The sequence below is a fragment of the Aquibacillus saliphilus genome (genome assembly GCF_020404745.1).
GTDB lineage: Bacteria > Bacillota > Bacilli > Bacillales > Amphibacillaceae > Aquibacillus > Aquibacillus saliphilus.
The window spans coordinates 14,804-36,667 of the sequence record NZ_JAIZAP010000025.1 but is presented as its reverse complement, the minus strand read 5'-3'; the positions used below and the strand labels follow the sequence as shown (position 1 = coordinate 36,667).

Genomic DNA, 21,864 nt, shown 5'->3' with positions numbered 1-21,864 from the left:
AACTACTTTTCACGAAATGAATTTTCCTTTAACTATTAAACATCAAGATTTTTAACATATTGGGCATTGTCTTGAATAAAGTTTCTTCTTGGTTCAACTTTATCACCCATTAACATATCAAAAACCTGGTCAGATTCCATTGCATCTTCTAAGTTTACTTGTAGCAATGTTCTAGTTTCAGGATCCATGGTTGTTTCCCATAACTGTGTAGCATTCATCTCACCAAGACCCTTGTAACGCTGTAAACCTGGCTTTGGTACCTTCGAAAGTTCGCTTAAAATTCTTTCCATTTCTTTATCATTATACGCATAATGCGCTGCTTTCCCCTGTTGTATTTTGTAAAGTGGGGGTTGGGCAATATAAATGTATCCATAATCTATCAATGGTCGCATAAACCGGTAGAAAAAGGTTAATAATAATGTTCTGATATGGGCACCATCTACATCCGCATCAGTCATAATGACAACTTTATGATACCTTGCTTTACTTATATCGAAATCTTCACCAATACCCGTACCAAGTGCTGTTATCATCATTCTAATCTCATTATTAGACAATATTTTATCTAATCGTGCTTTTTCAACATTAAGAATTTTTCCACGTAGAGGTAATATTGCTTGGAAATGGCGATCACGACCTTGCTTTGCTGACCCACCTGCAGAGTCACCCTCTACAATATATAATTCACTAATACTAGAATCTCTTGATGAACAATCTGCAAGCTTACCAGGAAGATTGGAAATTTCTAAAGCACCCTTACGTCTAGTTAATTCCCGTGCCTTTTTGGCAGCTATTCTAGCTCTTGAGGCCATTAAGCCTTTTTCAACAATTACTTTAGCTGTATCAGGGTTCTCAAATAAAAACTTAGAAAACATATCACTAAATGCCGAATCAGTGATTGCACGTGTTTCACTGTTTCCAAGTTTTGTCTTTGTTTGTCCCTCGAATTGTGGATCAGGGTGTTTAACTGAAATTATGGCAGTTAATCCCTCGCGTACATCATCACCTGTTAAGTTCGGATCGTTTTCTTTGAATAGATTTTTCTTTCTGGCATAGTCATTAATTACACGTGTTAAACCAGTTTTAAAACCTGATTCATGTGTACCACCTTCATAGGTGTGAATATTATTAGCAAACGAGTAAATATTACTAGCAAATCCATCATTATATTGAATAGCTACTTCTACCGTGATTTTATTTTCTTCTTTTTCTGCAAAGAAAGGTTCATGTAGCACTTCTCTCGTTCTATTTAAGTGTTCTACATAAGAACCAATACCACCTTCATAATAAAAGTTTATTGGTTCAGAATCATTGCGCTTATCTTCAACAGAAATAGTTAATTTTCTATTTAAAAAGGCTAGCTCACGTAATCGATTAGACAATGTTTCAAAATTATATTCTATTGTTTCCACGTCAAATATTTCAGTATCCGGTTTGAAATGGGTACGGGTTCCAGTTATTTCTGTTTCCCCTATTATTTCTAACTCTCCTTGTGGGATACCACGCTCAAATCGTTGATAGTGTATCTTTCCATCACGATGTATATAAACATTTAATTCACTTGATAAAGCATTTACAACCGAAGCACCTACACCATGAAGGCCACCTGAAACTTTATATCCGCCTCCGCCAAATTTACCGCCAGCGTGAAGTACTGTCATAATAACTTCAACAACAGGTCTTCCTGTTTTTTCATGCGTACCAACAGGAATACCTCGTCCATTGTCTATTACAGTAATACTATTGTCTTTTTCAATAGTTACTTTTATATGATCACAATAACCTGCCAATGCTTCATCAATACTGTTATCTACAATTTCCCATACAAGGTGGTGTAATCCCTTTTCATTTGTAGAACCAATATACATTCCAGGTCTTTTCCGAACTGCTTCTAAACCTTCTAATACCTGTATTTGACTTTCATCATATACTTGTTCGTTTGTACCATTTTCTTCCGTTGCCAATTGATTCACCTACACTTCTTTAAGAGGATTCTATTTAAATTTGTTGATATCCAACAAATAGTTTCTAATCATTAGTGCATGACATTAAACACAATAAATAATTCCATACTTATAACTGATAAATTATAACGCATCTGAGTAATTTTCTAGCTTACTTATCGAAGTAATCATACTCGCGCGTTTTTTTAATGTTAAAACAGAAAGAGGACTATAATAGATGAAATCCTTTGTTATAACAATAGATTTCACCCCTTCTTCTTGAGGGTCTAGCACCTTTTTATTTTTACTTTGATTAAACATCATTTGTTCATTTATCGTTGAAGAACTAATTAAATGATGATCGATAATAGCAATAACTTCTTCTGATCGGATAACATTATCGTCTCCAATGTGGATAAACATTGTTTTCCTCCATTTCTAACTTTCTATTATACCATTCTTCACTCGAAATATTTCGGCTTTATTTAAAGTATCGTGTTTAATACCATCAACACTTGTAGTGGAGACAAACGTTTGTACTTTTCCCTGGATGGTATCTAATAAATGAGATTGTCTAAAATCATCAAGCTCACTTAGTACATCATCCAATAATAGAATCGGGTATTCTCCTACTTCATTATTGATTAACTCTATTTCTGCTAATTTTAAAGATAATGCAGTAGTCCTTTGCTGACCCTGGGAACCATAAGTTTGTACATCTTTATCATTCACGTAAAATAAGAGATCATCTCGATGTGGACCAATTAAGGTACTTCCACGTTCAACCTCCCTATCTTCTATCTCAGAAAATTTTTGGTAATATATGTTTACTATTTTCTCCCTATTATCCTGTTCTGATACATCAATGGAGGCATTATACCTAATTTCTAACTGTTCAATTCCTCTAGTGATTCCTTGATGAATTGGGCCTGCCCATTTTCTTAGCATATCTAGAAACTTGAACCGTTTCTCTATTATTACAGCTGCATGTTCTATTAATTGCTCGGTTAAAACATGCAGCATTGTTCGATCTGTTTGTCTATTTCTTTGAAGGTTTTTAAGTAGGTGATTACGCTGTTTTAGAACTTTTAAGTATTGACCTAAATGATATATGTACATAGGTTGTATTTGTCCTATCTCCATATCAATAAAACGCCTTCTAATTTGAGGGCTTCCTTTTACAAGGTTTAAATCTTCTGGTGCAAACATAACCACGTTTAAAGCCCCAATATAATCACTAAGACGTCTTTGCTCAATATGATTCAGTTTTGCTTTTTTACCTTTTTGTGAGATTACAATTTCTAAAGGAAAAGTTCGCTTTCTTTTAAATACACTACCTTCTATTTTAGCATATTCTTGCTCCCATTGGATAAGTTCTTTATCTTTAGGGGTTCGGTAAGACTTTGAAAATGCTAATACATAAATAGATTCCATCAAGTTTGTTTTTCCTTGAGCATTCTCACCGATAATTACATTAATTCTATCATCGAACTTTAATTGTAACTGATCGTAATTACGGTAGTTTCTAAGGGTTAAGTGGTGAATGTGCATTGTATTTCCCTTTCTCCATACGGAACAAAAGCTCAAGTGGCGCCTTCGAAATAAGCAAACCACTTATTCTCGGGTGGGCGCCGAAGCTGAACGTGGCTACCTTAGGAATGAATTGTCCACAGTGTCCATTTTGTAATTTTCTAGACCGTAAGAAAAACTGATAATTGCCAAGTTCTATCTAAGCTTGGTTCTAGAAGGGCTTCCAAGAGTAAATTCCGGTCTATTACGAATGCTCACTTTTAGAGTGCAGCATCATATCTTTGTCTTTTAAAACATAATTAATAGCATGCTTTAATTAGCACGGACTATAAAAGATCCAACGTCTTCTATATCGATTTTATCTCCTGAATATAATTTTTTGCCTCTACGATTTTCTAATTCTCCATTTACCAAAACTTCATATTCAGATAAAAAGACTTTTACCATACCACCAGTCTCTAATACATTTGCAAGCTTAAGGAATTGTCCCAATTGAATATATTCAGTTTCAATAATTATATCTTCGCTCATTTTATCACCTTTTTTCTTTATCCTTCTATCTATTTTACTAAATATTAGTCAATAAGAAAAGGAAACGTAATTAACATTCTTATTACATCTCAAGTTTAATTTATCAACGGTATCAATTTCATGATTACCTTATGTAACAATTATCATCAGCATATAGTTTGTAAATGGTCTATCCCAACTTTATACCGATGACAACTAACAAAAAATCATTATTTTGAAATTGGCTAAACTATACAAAATAACCCTTAATGAATATATTTTAATTCAAAAAGGGTTATTTATAACAAGATAATTACTAGTAAGTTCTTACAGGTAGAATTAATTGAAGCACCTGGTCATTATCAATAGGTCTAATAATGAAAGGCCTCATTGCACCCGTGAACTCTATTCTTACTTGGTCATTGTCGATTGCTTTTAGTGCATCCATCATATATTTTGCACTAAACGATATTTTTAAATCCTCACCATCAATTGATTTTGCAGTTATTTCCTCTACTACTTGTCCTACTTCAGGAGAATTACTACTAATCTCTATTTGTTCATTTTGTTTCGTTTGTAATCGTACTACGTTGTTTCTACTTTCTTTTGCAAGTAAAGAAGCACGATCAATAGATTGTAAAAGTTCTTTTGTTGTACCATGAACAATTGTTTTGCTTTGTTCAGGAATTAACCGTGATGTTTCAGGGTAATTTCCGTCTAATAATCTTGATAAGAAATGAAGGTGTTTTGTTCTGAATAAAATTTGGTTTTCAGTAACACTGATTTCAATACTATCTTGTTTATCTTCTAATATTTTATTTAATTCAATTAAGCTCTTACCAGGAATAACTACACTAGTGAATTTTAAGTCTTGCGTTTCTTTTTCTAGTGGAATCTTTCGAGAAGCAAGGCGATGACTGTCTGTAGCAATAAAATTCAGTTGACCTTCTTCTAATTTCATATTCACACCGGTCAAGATTGGTCGGGTTTCAACAGTTGATACAGCAAAAACTGTTTGTTTTATTAAATTCTTTAACAAATCTGTTGGTAATTCAAAGCTATCCTCTGTATTAAGTTTAGGTAATTGTGGATACTCTTCAGAATCTTGTCCATTAAGATGGAATTCAGATCCTCCAGATCTAATAGTGACTTTTAACTGCTCATCCGATTCAATTTCTACGGTTTTTTGAGGTAATTTTCTTACGATATCAGGGAAATATTTAGCTTGTAAGACAATACTACCTGGTTCGATTTGTTCTACATAAACAATTCCATCTTCTTCGCTTGGAATAAATGATTCAATGGATATATCAGAATCACTACCTGTTAATTTAATTCCATCTTCTTTTGCCTCAATTTTTAAACCAGTTAAAATTGGAATAGTTGTTCGTGAAGAAATAGCCTTCATTACATTTTGAACGCTATCCATTAACTGATCTCTTTGTATAATAAATTTCATGAAATAAAATCCTCCTAGTGGAAGTTATATTATATATCTTTTATTAATAAATATAGTAGTAATAGTAGTAGGGACTGTGAATATGTGGATAACTAAAATTCACCTATTTGACCGTAGTGATATCCACTGTGGATAAGATGTTGGTAAAATGTATTAGTTATTCACGTTATACACATGTGGAAAACTCTTTTTCTTTATATGCGATTCAATTATTAAAATAAAATCGATAATTAAAGACTGGGATCCTCCAATATTATTAAGATAGGAGAGGTTTAAAAAGTAGTCCAAAATATTTTTTTGCCATGCTAATTTTTATATAGATTTTAATTGTTCTTTTACTTCTTCTATATCTCTTTGAAGTAATTGATCATGACTGATCAGTTTAGATATTTTTTCATGTGCATGGATTACAGTAGTATGATCTCTTCCACCAAATTCTTCACCTATTTTAGGTAATGAAAAATCAGTTAACTCTCTAGATAAATACATAGCAATTTGTCTAGGAAAAGCAATTGATTTTGTTCTTTTTTTAGCAACAAATTCCTCTTGTTTGATATTATATTTTTCCCCGATCACTTGTTGAATAGCGCTAATTGTAATGACCTTAGGTCTAGAGCTTGGAATGATGTCTTTTAAAGCTTCGGCAGCAAGGGATGCATCTACATCTTTATTAATAAGTGAAGAATAAGCAACAACTCGTATTAATGCCCCTTCTAATTCACGAATGTTTGTATCTATTTGATTTGCAATGTATAACATTACTTCATTGGGAATATCTAAACCTTCTGCTTTTGCCTTTTTTCTTAGTATTGCAATTCTAGTTTCTAAATCTGGAGGTGTAATATCTGTGATTAATCCCCATTCAAATCGAGAACGCAGACGATCCTCTAATGTAGGAATCTCTTTTGGTGGACGGTCACTGGAAATAACAATTTGCTTATTTTCTTCGTGTAAAGTATTAAAAGTATGAAAAAATTCCTCTTGCGTTTGTTCTTTACCAGCTAAAAATTGGATATCATCAATTAATAGTACGTCTACGCTACGATATTTATTTCTGAAGTTGACAGCTTTATTATCACGAATTGAATTAATAAATTCATTAGTAAACTTTTCTGATGATAGATAAACTACTTTTGCTGATGGATTATGATCTGTTACATAGTGACCAATCGCATGCATTAAGTGTGTTTTTCCAAGGCCAACACCACCATAAATAAATAAAGGATTATATGCTTTTGCGGGTGCTTCTGCAACAGCAAGTGAAGCAGCGTGAGCAAAGCGATTTCCTGAACCAATAACAAAAGTATCAAAAGTGTATTTATCATTTAGCATTGATTTTGGTGATTCACCATTTCGATTATCTCTTACATTGGTTACCTTCTTAACAATAGGTTTCGTTTCATTTATTTCACTCTCTGTTTCTGGGATAACGAATTTAATTTTTAATTTGGCACCCGTTACTTCAAATAAAGCATCAGAGATTAGATTAGTATATCTACTTTCTAGCCAGTCTCTAGCAAATTCATTTGGTGCTGAAATAACTAAAGTATCGTCCTCAAGACTATCGGCAGTAGTATTTTTCAACCATGTGTCGTAGCTTGGTTTACTTATTTTCTCTTTAATAGAATCTAGCGTACTTGTCCATAATTCTTGAATATTTTCCAAACAGTTGTCACCCCTTTCACTAATTGAACGTTTGAAATAAAAAACCTCTCGCAATCTTTTCACTAGCCGTTTGCCACTAGTTAGTGAAATATCGAAAGGTGTTATTTTTTATTCTATGGTCTGTGGATAGTAAAACCGGATATAATCAGGAATCAAATGAGTTATTACGTTATCCACAAAGGTGTTGATAACATTACAAACAAGAGTGTGTGTAAATGTCCACACGATATCCACAACCTGTGCATAACTAATAAATGCGATTTACTTTTAGTTATGTTAAAACACAAATATAGTATCAAAAAAACACAGTAAAAGCAATGGTTTTACGACGGTTATCCACAAAATCTACAGGTTGTAGACAAAAACTATCCACAACACTATATTTTGTGATTAATTTGTCGATAACTGTTGTGGAAAGTCGACTGTGGATAATTTTAAGTTAACAGGAGTTGTGGATAAGTTGTGATGTGAGGAAAAATGGTAATATTTTTATTTGAAAAAGAATTTATATCTGTTCAAAAAAATGTTATAAATGAAAATAGAGTTTTTGAATAGCTTGAGAAAAGTAGGAACTGTTTGTTATAATACGTAAGTTGCTTATTTATGTGTCTTTCTTTTTAGTGAAGTCTATTTTTAACTTTAGTTGACAGGAGAAGTATGTATTACGTATAATGTATTGGACTGTCTTTTAACATTTAATTTCTAAATTCCTCAGGGAGGTGTATTATAGATGAAACGTACATTTCAACCAAATAATCGTAAACGTAAAAAAGTTCACGGCTTCCGTTCGCGTATGAGTACGAAAAACGGACGTAATGTTTTAGCACGTCGCCGTAAAAAGGGAAGAAAGGTATTATCTGCATAGGCCACTGAAAATTTGTCAGTGGTCTTTTTTCTAGTAATTTAGTGAAGATTCCAAGGTTTAAAATAAGAGTTTGAAAATAATAATAAATTTAGATAGAATCTTTCTATATTACTTCTATAGTTATAATTCCTTTTACTTCTGGAAACATTAAATCGGGTGATCTTAGAAAAAAATCACCCGATTATTAAAAATGAGAATAAAATGTCAATTTCTGTTTATATCCTCTAGACTATGGGGATTGTTTTCTTTAGGATGGAGGGTATCATCCCATGAAAAAGGCTTATCGTTTAAAGAAAAATGAAGAGTTCCAGCTGGTATTTAATAAGGGACAATCTTTTGCTAATCGTCAATTGGTGCTCTATTATATAAGAAAAAGAGAACAACAACACTTTCGTTTTGGCCTTTCTGTTAGTAAGAAGGTAGGTAATGCTGTAGTTCGCAATCAAATTAAAAGATATATTAGACAAGCTTTTACAGAATTAGATGGCAAGCTAGCTAATGACTTTGACTTGATAGTAATAGCAAGAAATCCAACGAAAGATATGAATTTTCATCAAATTAAAAAAAGTCTTATCCATGTTTTATCAAAATCAAAATTGTTCACAAAAAATTGATAGTTTTTCTTGATTATTGTTTGGATTGTTTCTAAACATCATTTTTAATGTTAAGCTATTTATATAATTTCTACATATCGGCATTTTTAGTAAGGAGGAAGAAGAATTGCGTAAAAAGATCTTGCTATTAGTGATCTTGACTGGGATGCTGGCGGTTCTATCTGGTTGTATGGAAGTGGACCAAGATATAACTAATGAAAGTACAGGAATTTGGAATGTATATTTCGTCTATCCTTTGTCATGGCTAATAACATTTGCTGCAGAATCAATGAGTGAAAACTATGGTTTATCAATTGTGATTGTAACCATTTTAATTCGTTTAGTGTTATTACCATTAAATATTAAACAATTGAAGAGTTCAAAAGCGATGCAGGAAGTTCAACCTGAATTAAAAAAAGTAAGAGAGAAATACAGTTCTAAAGATGCTAAATCACAACAAGCACTACAGAAAGAAACAATGGAGTTATTTCAGAAAAATGGAGTTAATCCTCTTGCTGGTTGTTTGCCGTTAGTTGTGCAGATGCCTATTTTAATTGCATTCTATCATGCAATAATGAGAACAGCAGAAATAAAGGAACATAGTTTCTTATGGTTCCAGTTAGGACAACCTGATCCATTTTATATTCTTCCGATAGTTGCTGCTGGTGCAACATTCCTTCAACAAAAGCTAATGATGGCTGGAAATGCGGGTATGCAACAAGGTGGCCAAATGGCTGCTCAAATGACGATGATGCTTTACATGATGCCTATCATGATTGGTGTTGTAGCAATATTTTTCCCATCTGCACTAGCATTATATTGGGTAGTAGGTAACATTTTTATGGTAGGTCAAACGTTATTGATCAACAATCCATTTAAAAAGAAAATGGAAGCTGAAATGGGAGGAAACAAAAAGTGAGACAAATAACTGCTTCTGGACAAACAGTCGAAGATGCGGTCCAATCAGCATTAAAGCAGTTAAACACCTCAGAGGACCAAGTAACCGTAAAAATCATAGATGAGGGCAAAAAAGGTTTTTTAGGACTTTTTGGTTCTCAGCCAGCGATTGTAAAGGTTTCCTTATCAGATAATCAATTACAAATTGCAGAAAAATACTTAGCAAATGTAACAAGTCAACTTGGTGTGGATGTGGAAATTAAAACGACAACTAAGCAAAATGAAGTTACATTTGAGTTAACAGGTGAAAAAATAGCAATTTTAATTGGAAAACGTGGACAAACATTAAATGCGCTACAATATTTATTGCACTTAGTAATAAATAGAAAGTCGAATCAGTATTATACTGTTGTTGTTGACGCAGAAGGTTATCGGGCACGTCGAAAAGAAACGTTAGAAAACTTAGCAAATCGTTTAGCTGGTAAAGCGGTTAGTACTAAACGCGAGGTTTCACTAGAGCCGATGCCGTCATTTGAAAGAAAAATTATTCATTCAGTATTGCAAAACCATCGAGAAATATCGACTTATTCTCATGGTGTTGAGCCGAATCGACGTGTTGTAATTAAACCATAATAATAATAAGTTTCTTAGTTACTAAGGGACTTATTTTTTTTGTCTTTTTTTAAAGCTAATGTGGATAACTAAATAAAGAAAACATTATGTTTTATGCACATGTGGATAAGATAATAAGGTAGAATAAAATGTAGTTGTGGATATTCCAAATTAGAAATTTTTATGGTATTCTAATTAGTTAGTGACTAAATAAACTTTATACACATGTGGATAGATAATATAATCAACTAGGAATGTACTTTGGGGGTGGAAAAATGGATACAGATACAATAACTGCAATATCGACACCAATTGGAGAAGGAGCAATTGCAATTGTAAGATTGAGTGGTCCAGAGGCAGTTAAGATTTCAAATAAATTGTTTCAAGGAAATGATTTAACAAGTGTGAATTCACACACGATTCATTATGGGAAAATAATTGATCCGAGTACCAGCGAAGTAGCTGAAGAAGTAATGGTTACAATAATGAGAGGACCACGAACATTCACACGTGAAGACGTGGTTGAGATAAACTGTCATGGGGGACTTGCTTCTGTAAATCGACTTTTAGAACTGGTTTTGGCAGAAGGTGCGAGATTAGCTGAACCAGGAGAATTCACAAAAAGAGCTTTTTTAAATGGAAGAATTGATTTATCGCAGGCTGAAGCGGTAATGGATTTAATCCGTGCTAAAACTGATAAAGCAATGAATGTTGCTCTAAAACAAATGGATGGTCGATTATCAAAATTAATCCAAAGTTTAAGACAAGAACTACTAGAAACGGTTGCACATGTTGAGGTTAATATTGATTATCCTGAATATGATGATGTTGAAGAAATGACACTTGAAATGATGGTTAAAAAGACCAATCAGGTCTATGTCGAAATAGAACGTTTATTACAGATGGCTAAGCAAGGTAAAATACTTAGAGAAGGTATTTCAACAGCAATTATAGGTAGACCTAATGTTGGTAAGTCATCATTGATGAATGCTTTAGTGCATGAAAACAAGGCAATTGTTACTGATATTCCTGGTACTACTCGTGACGCCATCGAAGAATATGTTAACATTCGTGGTGTACCTTTACGTTTGGTTGATACTGCTGGTATTCGTGAAACAGAAGATATCGTTGAACGAATCGGTGTAGAGAAATCGAGACAAGTTTTAAAAGAATCTGATTTAATTTTACTGGTATTAAATTATGGAGAAGAATTAACTAAGGAAGATCTCAATTTATTTAAAGTTGTCGAAGATTTAGATATTATTGTCATTGTAAATAAAACAGATTTAGATCAGAAAATTGATATAGATAAAATAAAACACTATGCAAATGGTCGTCCTGTTATTACTACTGCACTGATCGAAGAAGTGGGGATTGATGCACTTGAAACAGCAATTGCAGATACCTTTTTTGCAGGAGAGTTAGATGTAGGAGATCTTACTTATGTTTCAAACGTTCGACATATTCAACTGTTAAAACAGGCTTTGCAATCTTTAACAGATGCAATTAATGGAATTGAGGACAAAATGCCAATTGACCTAGTTCAAATTGATGTTACTAGGACATGGGAGCTTTTAGGTGAAATTGTTGGAGATACTGTACAGGAAAGTTTAATTGATCAATTATTTTCACAGTTTTGCTTAGGTAAGTAATACTTATTATTGAAGAGGTTATAAAGCCTCTAAAAAGGAGAGTCAACAATATGACTTATGATGCTGGACATTACGATGTAATTGTCATTGGTGGCGGTCACGCAGGGTGTGAGGCTGCTTTTGCTGCTGCTCGTCGCGGAGCTAAAACATTAATGCTTACGTTGAATTTAGATATGCTTGCCTTTATGCCGTGTAATCCATCGATTGGTGGACCTGCTAAAGGTGTTGTAGTAAGAGAAATCGATGCTCTTGGTGGTCTGATGGGTAAAGTGATTGATAAAACGTATATTCAAATGCGGATGTTGAATACAGGAAAAGGACCAGCTGTCCGCGCTTTACGTGCCCAAGCTGATAAACCATTATATATACAAGAAATGAAAAGTATCTTGGAAAATGAGAAAAAACTTACGTTGAGACAGGCAATGGTAGAAAAATTAATTGTTGAAAACGGCGAATGCAAGGGTGTTATTACGGAAACCAAAGCAGCCTACTATGCAGAATCTGTCATAATTACAACAGGAACCTTTATGCGTGGTCGAGTTATCATTGGAGATTTATCGTATGAAAGTGGACCAAACAACCAACGTGCTTCTGTAAAGTTATCTGAGCATTTGGAAGAACTAGGTTTTGATCTAGTACGATTTAAAACTGGTACACCTCCAAGAGTGAATAGTCACACCGTTGATTACTCCAAGACTGAAATTCAACCTGGAGATGATGATCCAAAACACTTTTCATATGAAACAAAAGACGCGATACTTGATCAAATTCCTTGCTGGTTAACTTATACAAATGAGTTTACCCATAAAGTAATTGATGAGAACTTAGCATTATCTGCTATGTATTCAGGAATGATCAAGGGAACAGGACCTCGCTATTGTCCTTCGATTGAAGATAAGGTGGTTAGGTTTAATGATAAACCACGACACCAAATTTTCTTGGAACCTGAAGGTAGAAATACGGAAGAAATATATGTTCAAGGCCTGTCAACTTCAATGCCAGAGTTTGTGCAAAGAGAGATGCTGCGAACCATTCCAGGCTTAGAGAACTCAGAAATTATGAGAGCGGGCTATGCAATTGAATACGATTCTGTTGTTCCGACACAATTATGGCCAACATTAGAAGTGAAGAATATCCCAGGATTATTTACTGCTGGTCAAATTAATGGAACATCTGGTTACGAAGAAGCGGCTGGACAAGGTCTAATGGCAGGTATTAATGCTGCTTCAAAAGCACTTAATAAAGAATCCTTCATTCTTAATCGTTCTCAGGCTTATATAGGCGTGTTAATTGACGATTTAGTTACGAAAGGCACAAATGAACCTTATCGTTTGCTTACCTCAAGAGCAGAGTACAGGTTACTTCTCAGGCACGATAACGCAGATATCAGATTAACTGAAATTGGATATAATTTAGGAATGATTGGTGAAGAACGATATCGGTCATTCTTAGAAAAAAATCGATTAGTTGGGGAAGAAAAGCTAAGGTTAACAGATGTGATGCTAAAACCAACTGATGAAGTCCAAAAAATAATTGAGGAAGCGGGTGGCACAGCACTTAAGGAGGCTGTCAGAGCAGTTGACTTATTAAAAAGACCTGAAATGAAATATGAAATGATTGAGAAGTTAACTCCAGCAACTCTCGATTTGACTTGGGATGTAAAAGAACAAGTGGAAATTCAAATCAAATATCAAGGGTATATCGACAAGTCTAATCAACAAGTAGAACGCATGCAAAAGATGGAAAACAAGGTAATCCCTGATAATATAGATTATGATGACATTGGTGGAATAGCAACAGAAGCCAAACAAAAGCTGAAAAAAGTACGTCCTTTGTCAGTCGGTCAAGCATCTAGAATCTCAGGAGTCAATCCATCAGATGTTTCTATTTTACTGGTATATATAGAACAAGGAAAAATTGCTCGAGTTTCCAACGAATACTAAAGAAGGAATTGATTATCTGTATGGAAGTAAATACATTTTGTGCTTTATTAAAAGAAAAAGGGATAGAGTTGTCCGATAAACAAATATCACAATTCGACATGTATTTTCAAACACTTGTCGAATGGAATGAAAAAATGAATTTAACTGCAATAACTGAAAAAAAAGAAGTGTATGTAAAGCACTTTTATGATTCCATTACGGCTGCTTTTTATTTCGATTTTTCACAGGAAATACATGTATGCGATGTGGGAGCCGGTGCTGGTTTCCCGAGTATCCCACTAAAAATATGCTTTCCTAATATAAAAGTAACAATTGTAGATTCTTTGCAAAAAAGAATTACGTTTCTAAACCATCTTGCTAATCAATTAGAGCTATCAGGAGTGTCTTTCTACCATGATAGAGCAGAGTCTTTTGGTAAAAATAGTAAATTTAGAGAAACTTTTGACCTAGTAATGGCGAGGGCTGTGGCAAGAATGTCCGTACTCAGTGAATTATGTTTACCTTTATGCAAGCAAAATGGCACCTTTATTGCCATGAAGGGCCCGAACCTAGAAGAAGAGTTGCAAGATTCTAAATCAGCTTTAGATCTATTAGGTGGAGAAAGTAAACAAGTGCATAAGTTCGATTTACCCGATAATAACGGGGAGCGAAATATAGCGATAATAAACAAGAAAAGAAAAACACCAAATAAATATCCGAGAAAACCAGGCGTACCCAATAAAATTCCGTTATAGTTTTTAAGACTTTCCGATACAGGAAAGTCTTAAAATTTTCTTTTGCTAACAAAGTATATAAAACATAATATATGTACTTGATGCTATTAAAAGCAGTAGCATAATTAAAGTACTTATTTTGTTGACGGAATATTTTTTAATAGATGTTGTTTTTATCAAAATAAACTAAGTTCAATCATACTCATATTTTAAGAAATATGATAGAATAATAGAAGGAATACATTTCGTTTAATATATTTAATAGGGTAAGTTGATTAAAACTCCTATGTTTCACGTGAAACATTTATGCTGGGGGTAGAAACATAGATAACCTAGGAATGCATAAAAAGGTGGTGTCTGAACATGTTACACCCTTTCAGCCGAATATTTGGCGTAGGTGATAAGTCAGAAGAAAAAATAGATCCCGAATATCCTCCAGATGAAGTTATTCAAATACCTGTCAATCAGATTGAAGCAAACCGTTATCAACCTCGTGCTGTCTTTAACAAAGAAAAGATAGAGGAACTTGCTCAAACAATACATACACACGGTATGATTCAACCTATAGTTGTCAGAAAGATTGATGAAGGGCAAAGTGGTTATGAATTAATTGCTGGGGAACGTAGGTGGAGAGCTGTCCAATTTCTTGGATGGGAAAATGTTCCCTCAATTTTGCGAGATATGTCCGATGCAGAAACCGCTTCTGTTGCTCTAATTGAAAACTTACAGCGTGAAGAGTTAACAGTTATTGAAGAGGCAATGGCCTATGGTCGTTTACTAGAAATTCACGGTTTGACACAAGAAGCATTAGCACAAAGACTGGGAAAAAGTCAGTCCACTATTGCCAATAAACTGCGACTATTAAAGCTACCTGAACAAGTACAACAAGCAGTTTTAGAGAAGAAAATAACTGAACGACACGCTAGAGCTTTAATAGGATTAAAAGAACCTGATATTCAAATTAAAATCTTAGAGGAAATAATAGAGAAGGATTTAAATGTTAAACAAACGGAAGAGAAAATAGCAAAACTTTTTGAAGACAAACCGAAAAAGAAAAGACCTAAATTAAAGGGAATTAATAAAGATATGAGAATCGCTATGAACACGATTAGACAATCGTTAAGTATGGTGACTGATACAGGAATAGATTTGGAAACAGATGAACAAGATCATGAAGACTATTATCAAATAACAATAAAAATTCCAAAAAAGAAAAATTAAAAACAAATCTCCCATCTTTACTTTATAAGATGGGTGTTTTTCATTGTTTTATAACTATTTTAGTTAGACAAATGAACAATAATAACAAAATACGACGATATTTTTAGTTTTTTTATTACAAATCTATTAAAAGTAGTCCAATCTATATAAAAAATGATAGAATGGATAATAAAGAGTTAAAAGTAGGTAGGTGACAGCATGGGAAAAGTAATCGCCGTTGCGAATCAAAAGGGTGGCGTAGGAAAAACCACATCCGCAGTAAACTTAAGTGCGTGTATAGCATATCAAAATCACAAAGTATTATTAGTTGATATTGATCCTCAAGGTAATGCTACTAGTGGAGTAGGAATAAATAAAGCTGACATGGATCAGTGTATCTATAATGTTTTAGTAGAAGACTTAGAAGCTGAGAAAGTCTGTGTTCCAACATGTGTAGAAAATTTAGATATTATTCCAGCTACTATTCAGCTAGCAGGTGCGGAAATTGAACTAGTACCAACAATCTCGAGAGAAGTGCGACTTAAGAAGGCCATCGATGATGTAAAAGATGACTATGATTTTGTAATTATAGACTGTCCACCATCACTAGGCTTATTAACAATTAACTCATTAACAGCGGCTGATAGTGTGTTAATTCCTGTGCAATGTGAATATTATGCATTAGAAGGTTTGAGCCAACTTTTAAATACAATACGTCTAGTTCAAAAACATTTGAATAAACAATTAGCGATTGAAGGCGTTTTACTTACGATGTTTGATGCAAGAACAAACCTTGGTATTCAAGTAATCGATGAAGTGAAGAAGTATTTTAGAGATAAAGTTTATCAATCAATTATACCTAGAAATATAAGACTTGGAGAAGCACCAAGTCATGGACAACCTATTATTCTTTATGATCCGAAATCTAGAGGCGCGCAGGTTTATCTAGAATTAGCAAAGGAAGTGATCGCGAATGGCGAAAGGGTTGGGGAAAGGAATTAATGCTTTTTTTCCTGAGTTAGATACAATTGAAGATGAGTCTGTTCAAGACATTTCAGTTAAAGAATGTAGACCAAATCCATACCAACCTAGAAAAACATTTCGTGCAGATGCAATAGATGAATTAAAAGAATCTATTATTCAACACGGCATATTACAACCTTTAATTGTAAGACAAAGTATAAAGGGCTATGAAATTGTAGTGGGAGAAAGAAGGTTTCGTGCTGCAAAAGAAGCAGGGTTGGACACAGTTCCTGTAATTATTAAAGAATTAACAGATGAAAACATGATGGAACTGGCATTACTTGAGAATTTACAAAGAGAAGATTTGACCGCGATTGAAGAAGCTTATGCATATTCTAACTTAATGAGAGAATTAAAGATAACGCAAGAAGATTTGTCTAAAAGACTTGGTAAGAGTAGGTCACACATTGCGAACTTAGTTAGACTGCTATCTTTACCTGAACATGTTAGTGCTTTAATTAACAATGGTGAATTAACAATGGGTCATGGTAGAGCTTTACTAGGGTTAAAGGATAAACAAAAATTAATACCCTTGGTTGATAAGATCAGAAAAGAACAATTAAATGTAAGACAAGTGGAACAACTTATTATAAAAATCAATGAAAATGCACCTCAAACAAAGAGTCAAAAGCCTAAAAAGGATGTTTTTCTTGTTGAAAGAGAAAATATTTTAAGAGATCATTTAGGAACAGGTGTAACCATTCATAAAGGCAAGAAAAAGGGGAAAATAGAAATTGAATTTTTTTCTGAAGAGGATTTAGAAAGAATTCTTGACATGTTCCAATCAAATTAATCATAAAAATATATTGTTGTTTAACTGTCTGACTTTAAGATAATTATCTTAAAGTCAGATCTTTTATATCTCAAAGAGAATTGTTCCACGTGAAACAATTAGTAACTGTTGATTGAAATGCTTATTCTAGTAACAAGTCTATGTTAGAGGAGACGAAGAAGTATTAGAGTTGAATTGCCTGGTTTAGGTTAACTGAACCCAAGAAAAAAGAAAGCAATGAAGTCATCAACTAGTTAGAAATTCTTCTTAAAAAAGAAGTTAAGTTATATTCGTAAATGGAGATGTAGATATGGCTTTATTTGGGACTCTAGTAAATGGGTTGTGTATTATAGTCGGGACAATGTTTGGATTGTTTTTCACTAAAATTCCGGAACGTTACAAACAAACAATTATGAGCGGAATTGGATTGTCGGTTTTATTAATTGGATTTCAAATGGCATTTCAAACTTCCAATATTATAATTGTATTATTAAGTTTACTAACCGGAGCAATACTAGGTGAACTTTTTCATTTAGAAAGAAAATTGAATAACATAGGTAAATGGATAGAAATTAAGACAAAATCGAACGAGGATTCTACATTAGCACAAGGCTTCATTACCGCAACACTAATTTTTGTGATTGGGGCTATGTCTGTCATTGGAGCGCTAGATAGTGGTTTGCGCAACGACCATGAAGTGTTGTTAACAAAATCCATATTAGATGGATTTGTATCATTGGTATTAACAACGACATTAGGAATAGGGGTAGTTTTCTCTGTAATTCCTGTTGTTCTTTACCAGGGAACAATAGCCTTGTTAGCTACTAAAATAGAGAACTGGCTTCCAGAGGTGTTTCTAGATGGTTTCATCACTGAGATGACAGCAACAGGTGGCTTACTAATTGTTGCTATCGGATTAAATCTATTAAAGTTAACAGAGATAAGAGTAGCAAATTTATTGCCAGCATTATTAACGGTGGGGTTAATTTACTATATTTATATGTATATTACATTGTGAGAGAGGTGCTAGTTTATGACTGGCACTTTTTTTGTTAGGCTGTTTCTAAAAGGTTGGTACCAAAGCTACTCGTCTAACAAAAATACTTGTTGTTTTTGACACAAATACTATAGACTCCGACGTAACTTTTCATGAACTTGGACTTGCTATCTTTCACTCTAATTGAATCGAGTGGTCTACGATCGCTTCGTCAGAATACTTCGCTTTCCGTGGGCACGGCCTCAGCCTCCTCAGAATCAAAAAACGATTCTTCCGGGGTCTTCGAACTCCTGCTGTTCCCACAGGAGTCTTCGTATTCTGCCTACGCTGGACATGGGTGTTCTGATTAATGAGTGCCAATACACCGTAAAAAACAACATTTCGTGGGGGTTTTCCCACTTGAACAAAAAGCTATTCTAAGCGGAGGAAATACACGAAGACTCCTTGAAAATTCACAAACCGAATTTTCTGCGTGCGATGAAGATTCAAGGATGTCTATTCAAGTCCTGCGGGAGGAAAGGCATAGATGAGACCCCGCAGTGCGCAAGCACGAGGAGGCTCAGCAGCCACCCGCGGAAAGCGAAGTGTATTTCCGCAGCGCTGAATTTAGCACTCATTTTAGAAAGAGTGGAAAAAGCAAAAGTTACGTCGCATTTTCTATCAACTGCGACGATTTAAAAGCAACAAAACTTATGAAAAAATCCTTTTTATTAATAGGTTGTTATTAATTGAAGGATAGAAGTTAGGAAATAAAAATTCACTGCTAAAGACAGGACGAGAAATTTTCAGAAGTGATTAAAGTTAATTAAATAACTAAAGTTATTTAATATAATTCGTTATCATTTGATTCATCTAAGTTGTAGAAAAATGATTTGCTTTATTCTGAATTATAGTTAGGGAACTATCCAATAAATGAAAGGAGTCTGCTATTTTTTTAGACATTTGCATCACTGTATGAAGTCGTGTGTTTTGTAGAACAAAGTACTCCATATAACCACTAATATTTACAATACCAGTCACGTGCATATCACCAACATCAGGTAATTTCTTCTTAAGTGCAGCTCCAGGCTTTATAGGACCTCTCGCAGTAACAATTGTACCAATCGATTTTGCTTTTCCTAGGCAAGCATCAATGGCGATAATGAAAGGTTTATTATAAATATTATTTATTTCCATTAGTTTTTCATTTAAATTAACAGCGTGTACAGGGTTTTCTAGTGTTCCGAACACAGTAAAGTTATCAATTTTTCTTTCACTTATTAATGTACCAGTTAATGGTCCTAACGCATCTCCAGTAGAACGATCTGTTCCAATGCAGACAACAATAATATCCCTTCGATAGTAGGGAAGTACTTTTAAAATAGAATCCCTAATTTGTAAAGAAACAATAGGGTCAGTATAGTTAAATCTTTCCTCCTCAGAAGAAAATTTATTCATTAGATTCATAGCTTCTCCTCCACAAACATAATGGTATTAGTATACGAATTTTTATTTAAATCTATACGTCATGAAAAAAGAATGTGGAGGAAAGAATATGTGGAGCTCTGGTTTTAAATGGATGTTTTTAATTATTGGTACGACGATTGGAGCGGGCTATGCTTCTGGCAGGGAGCTTTGGCAATTTTTTGGCAATGAAAGTGGACTAGCTATACTATTATTCACCATTTTATTTTCTCTTTGCTGCTTTGTCATCTTAAAAGTAAGTCATGAAAACCAATCAACGCACTACTTACCAGTTTTAAGGATCCTTGTAGGTGATAAGCTAGCTTATTTATATGATGGTATGATTATTATTTATTTATTTACAACAACGGTTATTATGTTAGCAGGGAGTGGTGCAACATTAGAAGCTTTTCACTTCCCGAATTGGTGGGGCGTCCTGTTAATAGTATTTCCATTAATATTAATTTTTGTTTGGGATATCAAGGGGGTTCTTTCACTAAATAGTGTTATCTTACCGTTATTAATAGTTGGATTACTATCAGTGTTAGTGATTTTTTCCATACAACAGCAGTTATCATTTATTCCGGATCTTAATAAGCAACGAAATTGGACAGCTGCTTTTACATTTACTGCTCTAAATATATTGCCGCTTATAGCGGTACTTGGTGCGATAGGTAATCAAACAAAGGGGAAAGGGGAACTATGGATAGCTAGTTTAGGTAGTGGGCTGATATTAGGTACTATTTCATATATTTATAACAATAGTTTAATTCAAATATCTGATCAAGTGTTATTGTATGAGATACCCTTGTTTGCGATATTGAGACACTATCCCTATGGTATGTTTGTGTTTATTACAATTTTATTATGGTTTGCAATTTTCACAACTGCTGTATCTGGAACATTAGGTTTAGTAACAAGAATTAGAAGTATAGTCGACGCTCCTTTGTGGATGCTTGCTGCACTTACATTAATAGCTATGATTCCATTAACTAGAATCGGTTTTTCTACTTTAATAGAATATCTCTATCCGTTATATGGCTTGCTTAATCTATATGTACTTTCATCCATTATTTTATATCCAATTATAAATCGGTACAAAATAGGGCAGAAATGATAGAATATATATATAGATTAAGTGCTGGAGGAAAAGAAGTGGATTTAATAAAACGTCAATGGAACGAATTGTGGGAGAGTATATCCGGTCCTGATTTGTGGATTACTTTTGGTAATGGTTTATTTAGAATCTTACTTATCATAATTCTTGCTGTCTTAGTTGTCCGGATAGGAACTTCTGTAGTAAATCGATTATTTCGGAAAAGGGATCGTGGACCATTCCGAATTACAGAAAGAAGAGAAAATACTCTTAAAAAACTTGTTCAAAATGCATTAAGTTATATTGTTTATTTTACTGCTTTTCTAATGGTATTGGATACTTTGACCATCCCAATTGGTGCTCTTTTAGCTGGTGCTGGAGTTGCTGGATTAGCAATAGGCTTTGGAACTCAAAATCTTGTGCGTGACATTATAACAGGTTTTTTCATTATCTTTGAGGATCAGTTTTCAGTTGGTGACTATGTCAGAACATCTGGTGTAGAGGGGATAGTTGAAGAGATTGGTTTAAGAACAACAAAGATTATGAGTTGGACAGGTGAGCTAAACATTATTCCAAATGGTAATATACAACAGGTAACCAACTATTCGATTCATAATAGTATTGCAGTCGTAGATGTTAATATTCCGTATGAAACTGATATAGCAAAAGCGGAAAAAGTAATTGAAGCATTATTAGCTGAAATGCCAAGTAAATATCCTCAGTTGATAAATGTACCAGAGTCTCTTGGAGTTCAAACACTAGATACCTCTCATCTTGTACTTAGAATTATAGCTGAAGTTAGTCCTATGGAACATTGGGGAATGGCTCGAATTATAAGGAAAGATGTCAAAACAACTTTTGATCAGAATGGAATAGACATTCCATTGCCTAGATTAGTAATGTATTCTAGAGATAACGATAGTATGGACTCAATTAATAGGGGTGAGTAAA

Annotated in this window: 20 protein-coding genes; 13 read left to right on the top strand and 7 right to left on the bottom strand. The window is 33.8% G+C overall.

The features are described 5' to 3' along the window. Nucleotides 1-35 precede the first annotated feature (35 nt). The 6 genes from gyrB to dnaA form a co-directional block, all read right to left on the bottom strand. Nucleotides 36-1,964 (bottom strand): DNA topoisomerase (ATP-hydrolyzing) subunit B, encoded by a 1,929-nt coding sequence (gene gyrB / locus LD272_RS19640; protein ID WP_226038305.1) that lies wholly within the window; start codon nt 1,962-1,964, stop codon nt 36-38. A 123-nt stretch (nt 1,965-2,087) separates the two neighbouring features. Continuing rightward, on the bottom strand, nt 2,088-2,366 hold the full coding sequence (gene remB, locus LD272_RS19635) for an extracellular matrix regulator RemB (RefSeq protein ID WP_226038304.1): 279 nt from the start codon (nt 2,364-2,366) through the stop codon (nt 2,088-2,090). A 15-nt stretch (nt 2,367-2,381) separates the two neighbouring features. Beyond that, the gene (gene recF, locus LD272_RS19630; RefSeq protein ID WP_226038303.1) at nt 2,382-3,494 is read right to left on the bottom strand and encodes a DNA replication/repair protein RecF; all 1,113 of its coding nucleotides are present in this window, start codon (nt 3,492-3,494) and stop codon (nt 2,382-2,384) included. A gap of 291 nt (nt 3,495-3,785) precedes the next feature. Further along, nucleotides 3,786-4,004: a S4 domain-containing protein YaaA gene (gene yaaA / locus LD272_RS19625; protein ID WP_226038302.1), complete on the bottom strand. Its 219-nt coding sequence runs from the start codon at nt 4,002-4,004 to the stop codon at nt 3,786-3,788. 295 nt (nt 4,005-4,299) lie between these two features. Continuing rightward, nucleotides 4,300-5,442: a DNA polymerase III subunit beta gene (gene dnaN, locus LD272_RS19620; protein ID WP_226038301.1), complete on the bottom strand. Its 1,143-nt coding sequence runs from the start codon at nt 5,440-5,442 to the stop codon at nt 4,300-4,302. Nucleotides 5,443-5,754: 312 nt separating this feature from the next. Continuing rightward, nucleotides 5,755-7,107, bottom strand: coding sequence for a chromosomal replication initiator protein DnaA (dnaA, locus tag LD272_RS19615; RefSeq protein ID WP_226038300.1), 1,353 nt, complete (start codon nt 7,105-7,107; stop codon nt 5,755-5,757). 730 nt (nt 7,108-7,837) lie between these two features. Here dnaA and rpmH point away from each other — a divergent pair. The 11 genes from rpmH to LD272_RS19560 all read left to right on the top strand — a co-directional run bounded on the left by rpmH (nt 7,838) and on the right by LD272_RS19560 (nt 18,395). After that, entirely contained in the window at nt 7,838-7,972 is a 135-nt protein-coding gene (gene rpmH, locus LD272_RS19610) for a 50S ribosomal protein L34 (protein ID WP_017471599.1), read from the top strand. A gap of 269 nt (nt 7,973-8,241) precedes the next feature. Further along, on the top strand, nt 8,242-8,586 hold the full coding sequence (rnpA, locus tag LD272_RS19605; RefSeq protein WP_226038299.1) for a ribonuclease P protein component: 345 nt from the start codon (nt 8,242-8,244) through the stop codon (nt 8,584-8,586). Between the two features lie 106 nt (nt 8,587-8,692). Next, nucleotides 8,693-9,484 (top strand): YidC family membrane integrase SpoIIIJ, encoded by a 792-nt coding sequence (gene spoIIIJ / locus LD272_RS19600; RefSeq protein ID WP_226038298.1) that lies wholly within the window; start codon nt 8,693-8,695, stop codon nt 9,482-9,484. Next, on the top strand, nt 9,481-10,095 hold the full coding sequence (jag, locus tag LD272_RS19595) for an RNA-binding cell elongation regulator Jag/EloR (RefSeq protein ID WP_226038297.1): 615 nt from the start codon (nt 9,481-9,483) through the stop codon (nt 10,093-10,095). Before spoIIIJ ends, jag begins: the two co-directional genes overlap by 4 nt. Nucleotides 10,096-10,349: 254 nt before the next feature. Next, entirely contained in the window at nt 10,350-11,726 is a 1,377-nt protein-coding gene (gene mnmE, locus LD272_RS19590; RefSeq protein WP_226038296.1) for a tRNA uridine-5-carboxymethylaminomethyl(34) synthesis GTPase MnmE, read from the top strand. Nucleotides 11,727-11,776: 50 nt separating this feature from the next. Then, a complete protein-coding gene (gene mnmG, locus LD272_RS19585) occupies nt 11,777-13,669 on the top strand; it encodes a tRNA uridine-5-carboxymethylaminomethyl(34) synthesis enzyme MnmG (RefSeq protein WP_226038295.1) in 1,893 nt (630 codons plus the stop codon). Between the two features lie 20 nt (nt 13,670-13,689). Next, the gene (gene rsmG / locus LD272_RS19580) at nt 13,690-14,403 is read left to right on the top strand and encodes a 16S rRNA (guanine(527)-N(7))-methyltransferase RsmG (protein WP_226038294.1); all 714 of its coding nucleotides are present in this window, start codon (nt 13,690-13,692) and stop codon (nt 14,401-14,403) included. A 342-nt stretch (nt 14,404-14,745) separates the two neighbouring features. Beyond that, nucleotides 14,746-15,603: a nucleoid occlusion protein gene (gene noc / locus LD272_RS19575; RefSeq protein WP_226038293.1), complete on the top strand. Its 858-nt coding sequence runs from the start codon at nt 14,746-14,748 to the stop codon at nt 15,601-15,603. 198 nt (nt 15,604-15,801) lie between these two features. Further along, nucleotides 15,802-16,584 (top strand): ParA family protein, encoded by a 783-nt coding sequence (locus LD272_RS19570; protein WP_226038292.1) that lies wholly within the window; start codon nt 15,802-15,804, stop codon nt 16,582-16,584. Continuing rightward, complete coding sequence (locus tag LD272_RS19565) at nt 16,556-17,398, top strand: ParB/RepB/Spo0J family partition protein (protein WP_226038291.1); 843 nt, start codon at nt 16,556-16,558, stop codon at nt 17,396-17,398. The genes LD272_RS19570 and LD272_RS19565 overlap by 29 nt, the downstream gene beginning before the upstream one ends. Before the next feature lie 289 nt (nt 17,399-17,687). Further along, nucleotides 17,688-18,395, top strand: coding sequence for a DUF554 domain-containing protein (locus LD272_RS19560; protein WP_226038290.1), 708 nt, complete (start codon nt 17,688-17,690; stop codon nt 18,393-18,395). Nucleotides 18,396-19,226: 831 nt separating this feature from the next. On the opposite strand, the gene yyaC is transcribed toward LD272_RS19560, so the two are convergent. After that, nucleotides 19,227-19,820, bottom strand: a complete 594-nt coding sequence (gene yyaC, locus LD272_RS19555) for a spore protease YyaC (protein ID WP_226038289.1) — start codon at nt 19,818-19,820, stop codon at nt 19,227-19,229. Between the two features lie 88 nt (nt 19,821-19,908). On the opposite strand from yyaC, the gene LD272_RS19550 reads away from it, so the two are divergent. Next, nucleotides 19,909-20,934 (top strand): YkvI family membrane protein, encoded by a 1,026-nt coding sequence (locus tag LD272_RS19550; RefSeq protein ID WP_226038288.1) that lies wholly within the window; start codon nt 19,909-19,911, stop codon nt 20,932-20,934. A 38-nt stretch (nt 20,935-20,972) separates the two neighbouring features. Further along, a complete protein-coding gene (locus LD272_RS19545) occupies nt 20,973-21,863 on the top strand; it encodes a mechanosensitive ion channel family protein (protein ID WP_226038287.1) in 891 nt (296 codons plus the stop codon). Nucleotide 21,864: the final 1 nt, after the last annotated feature.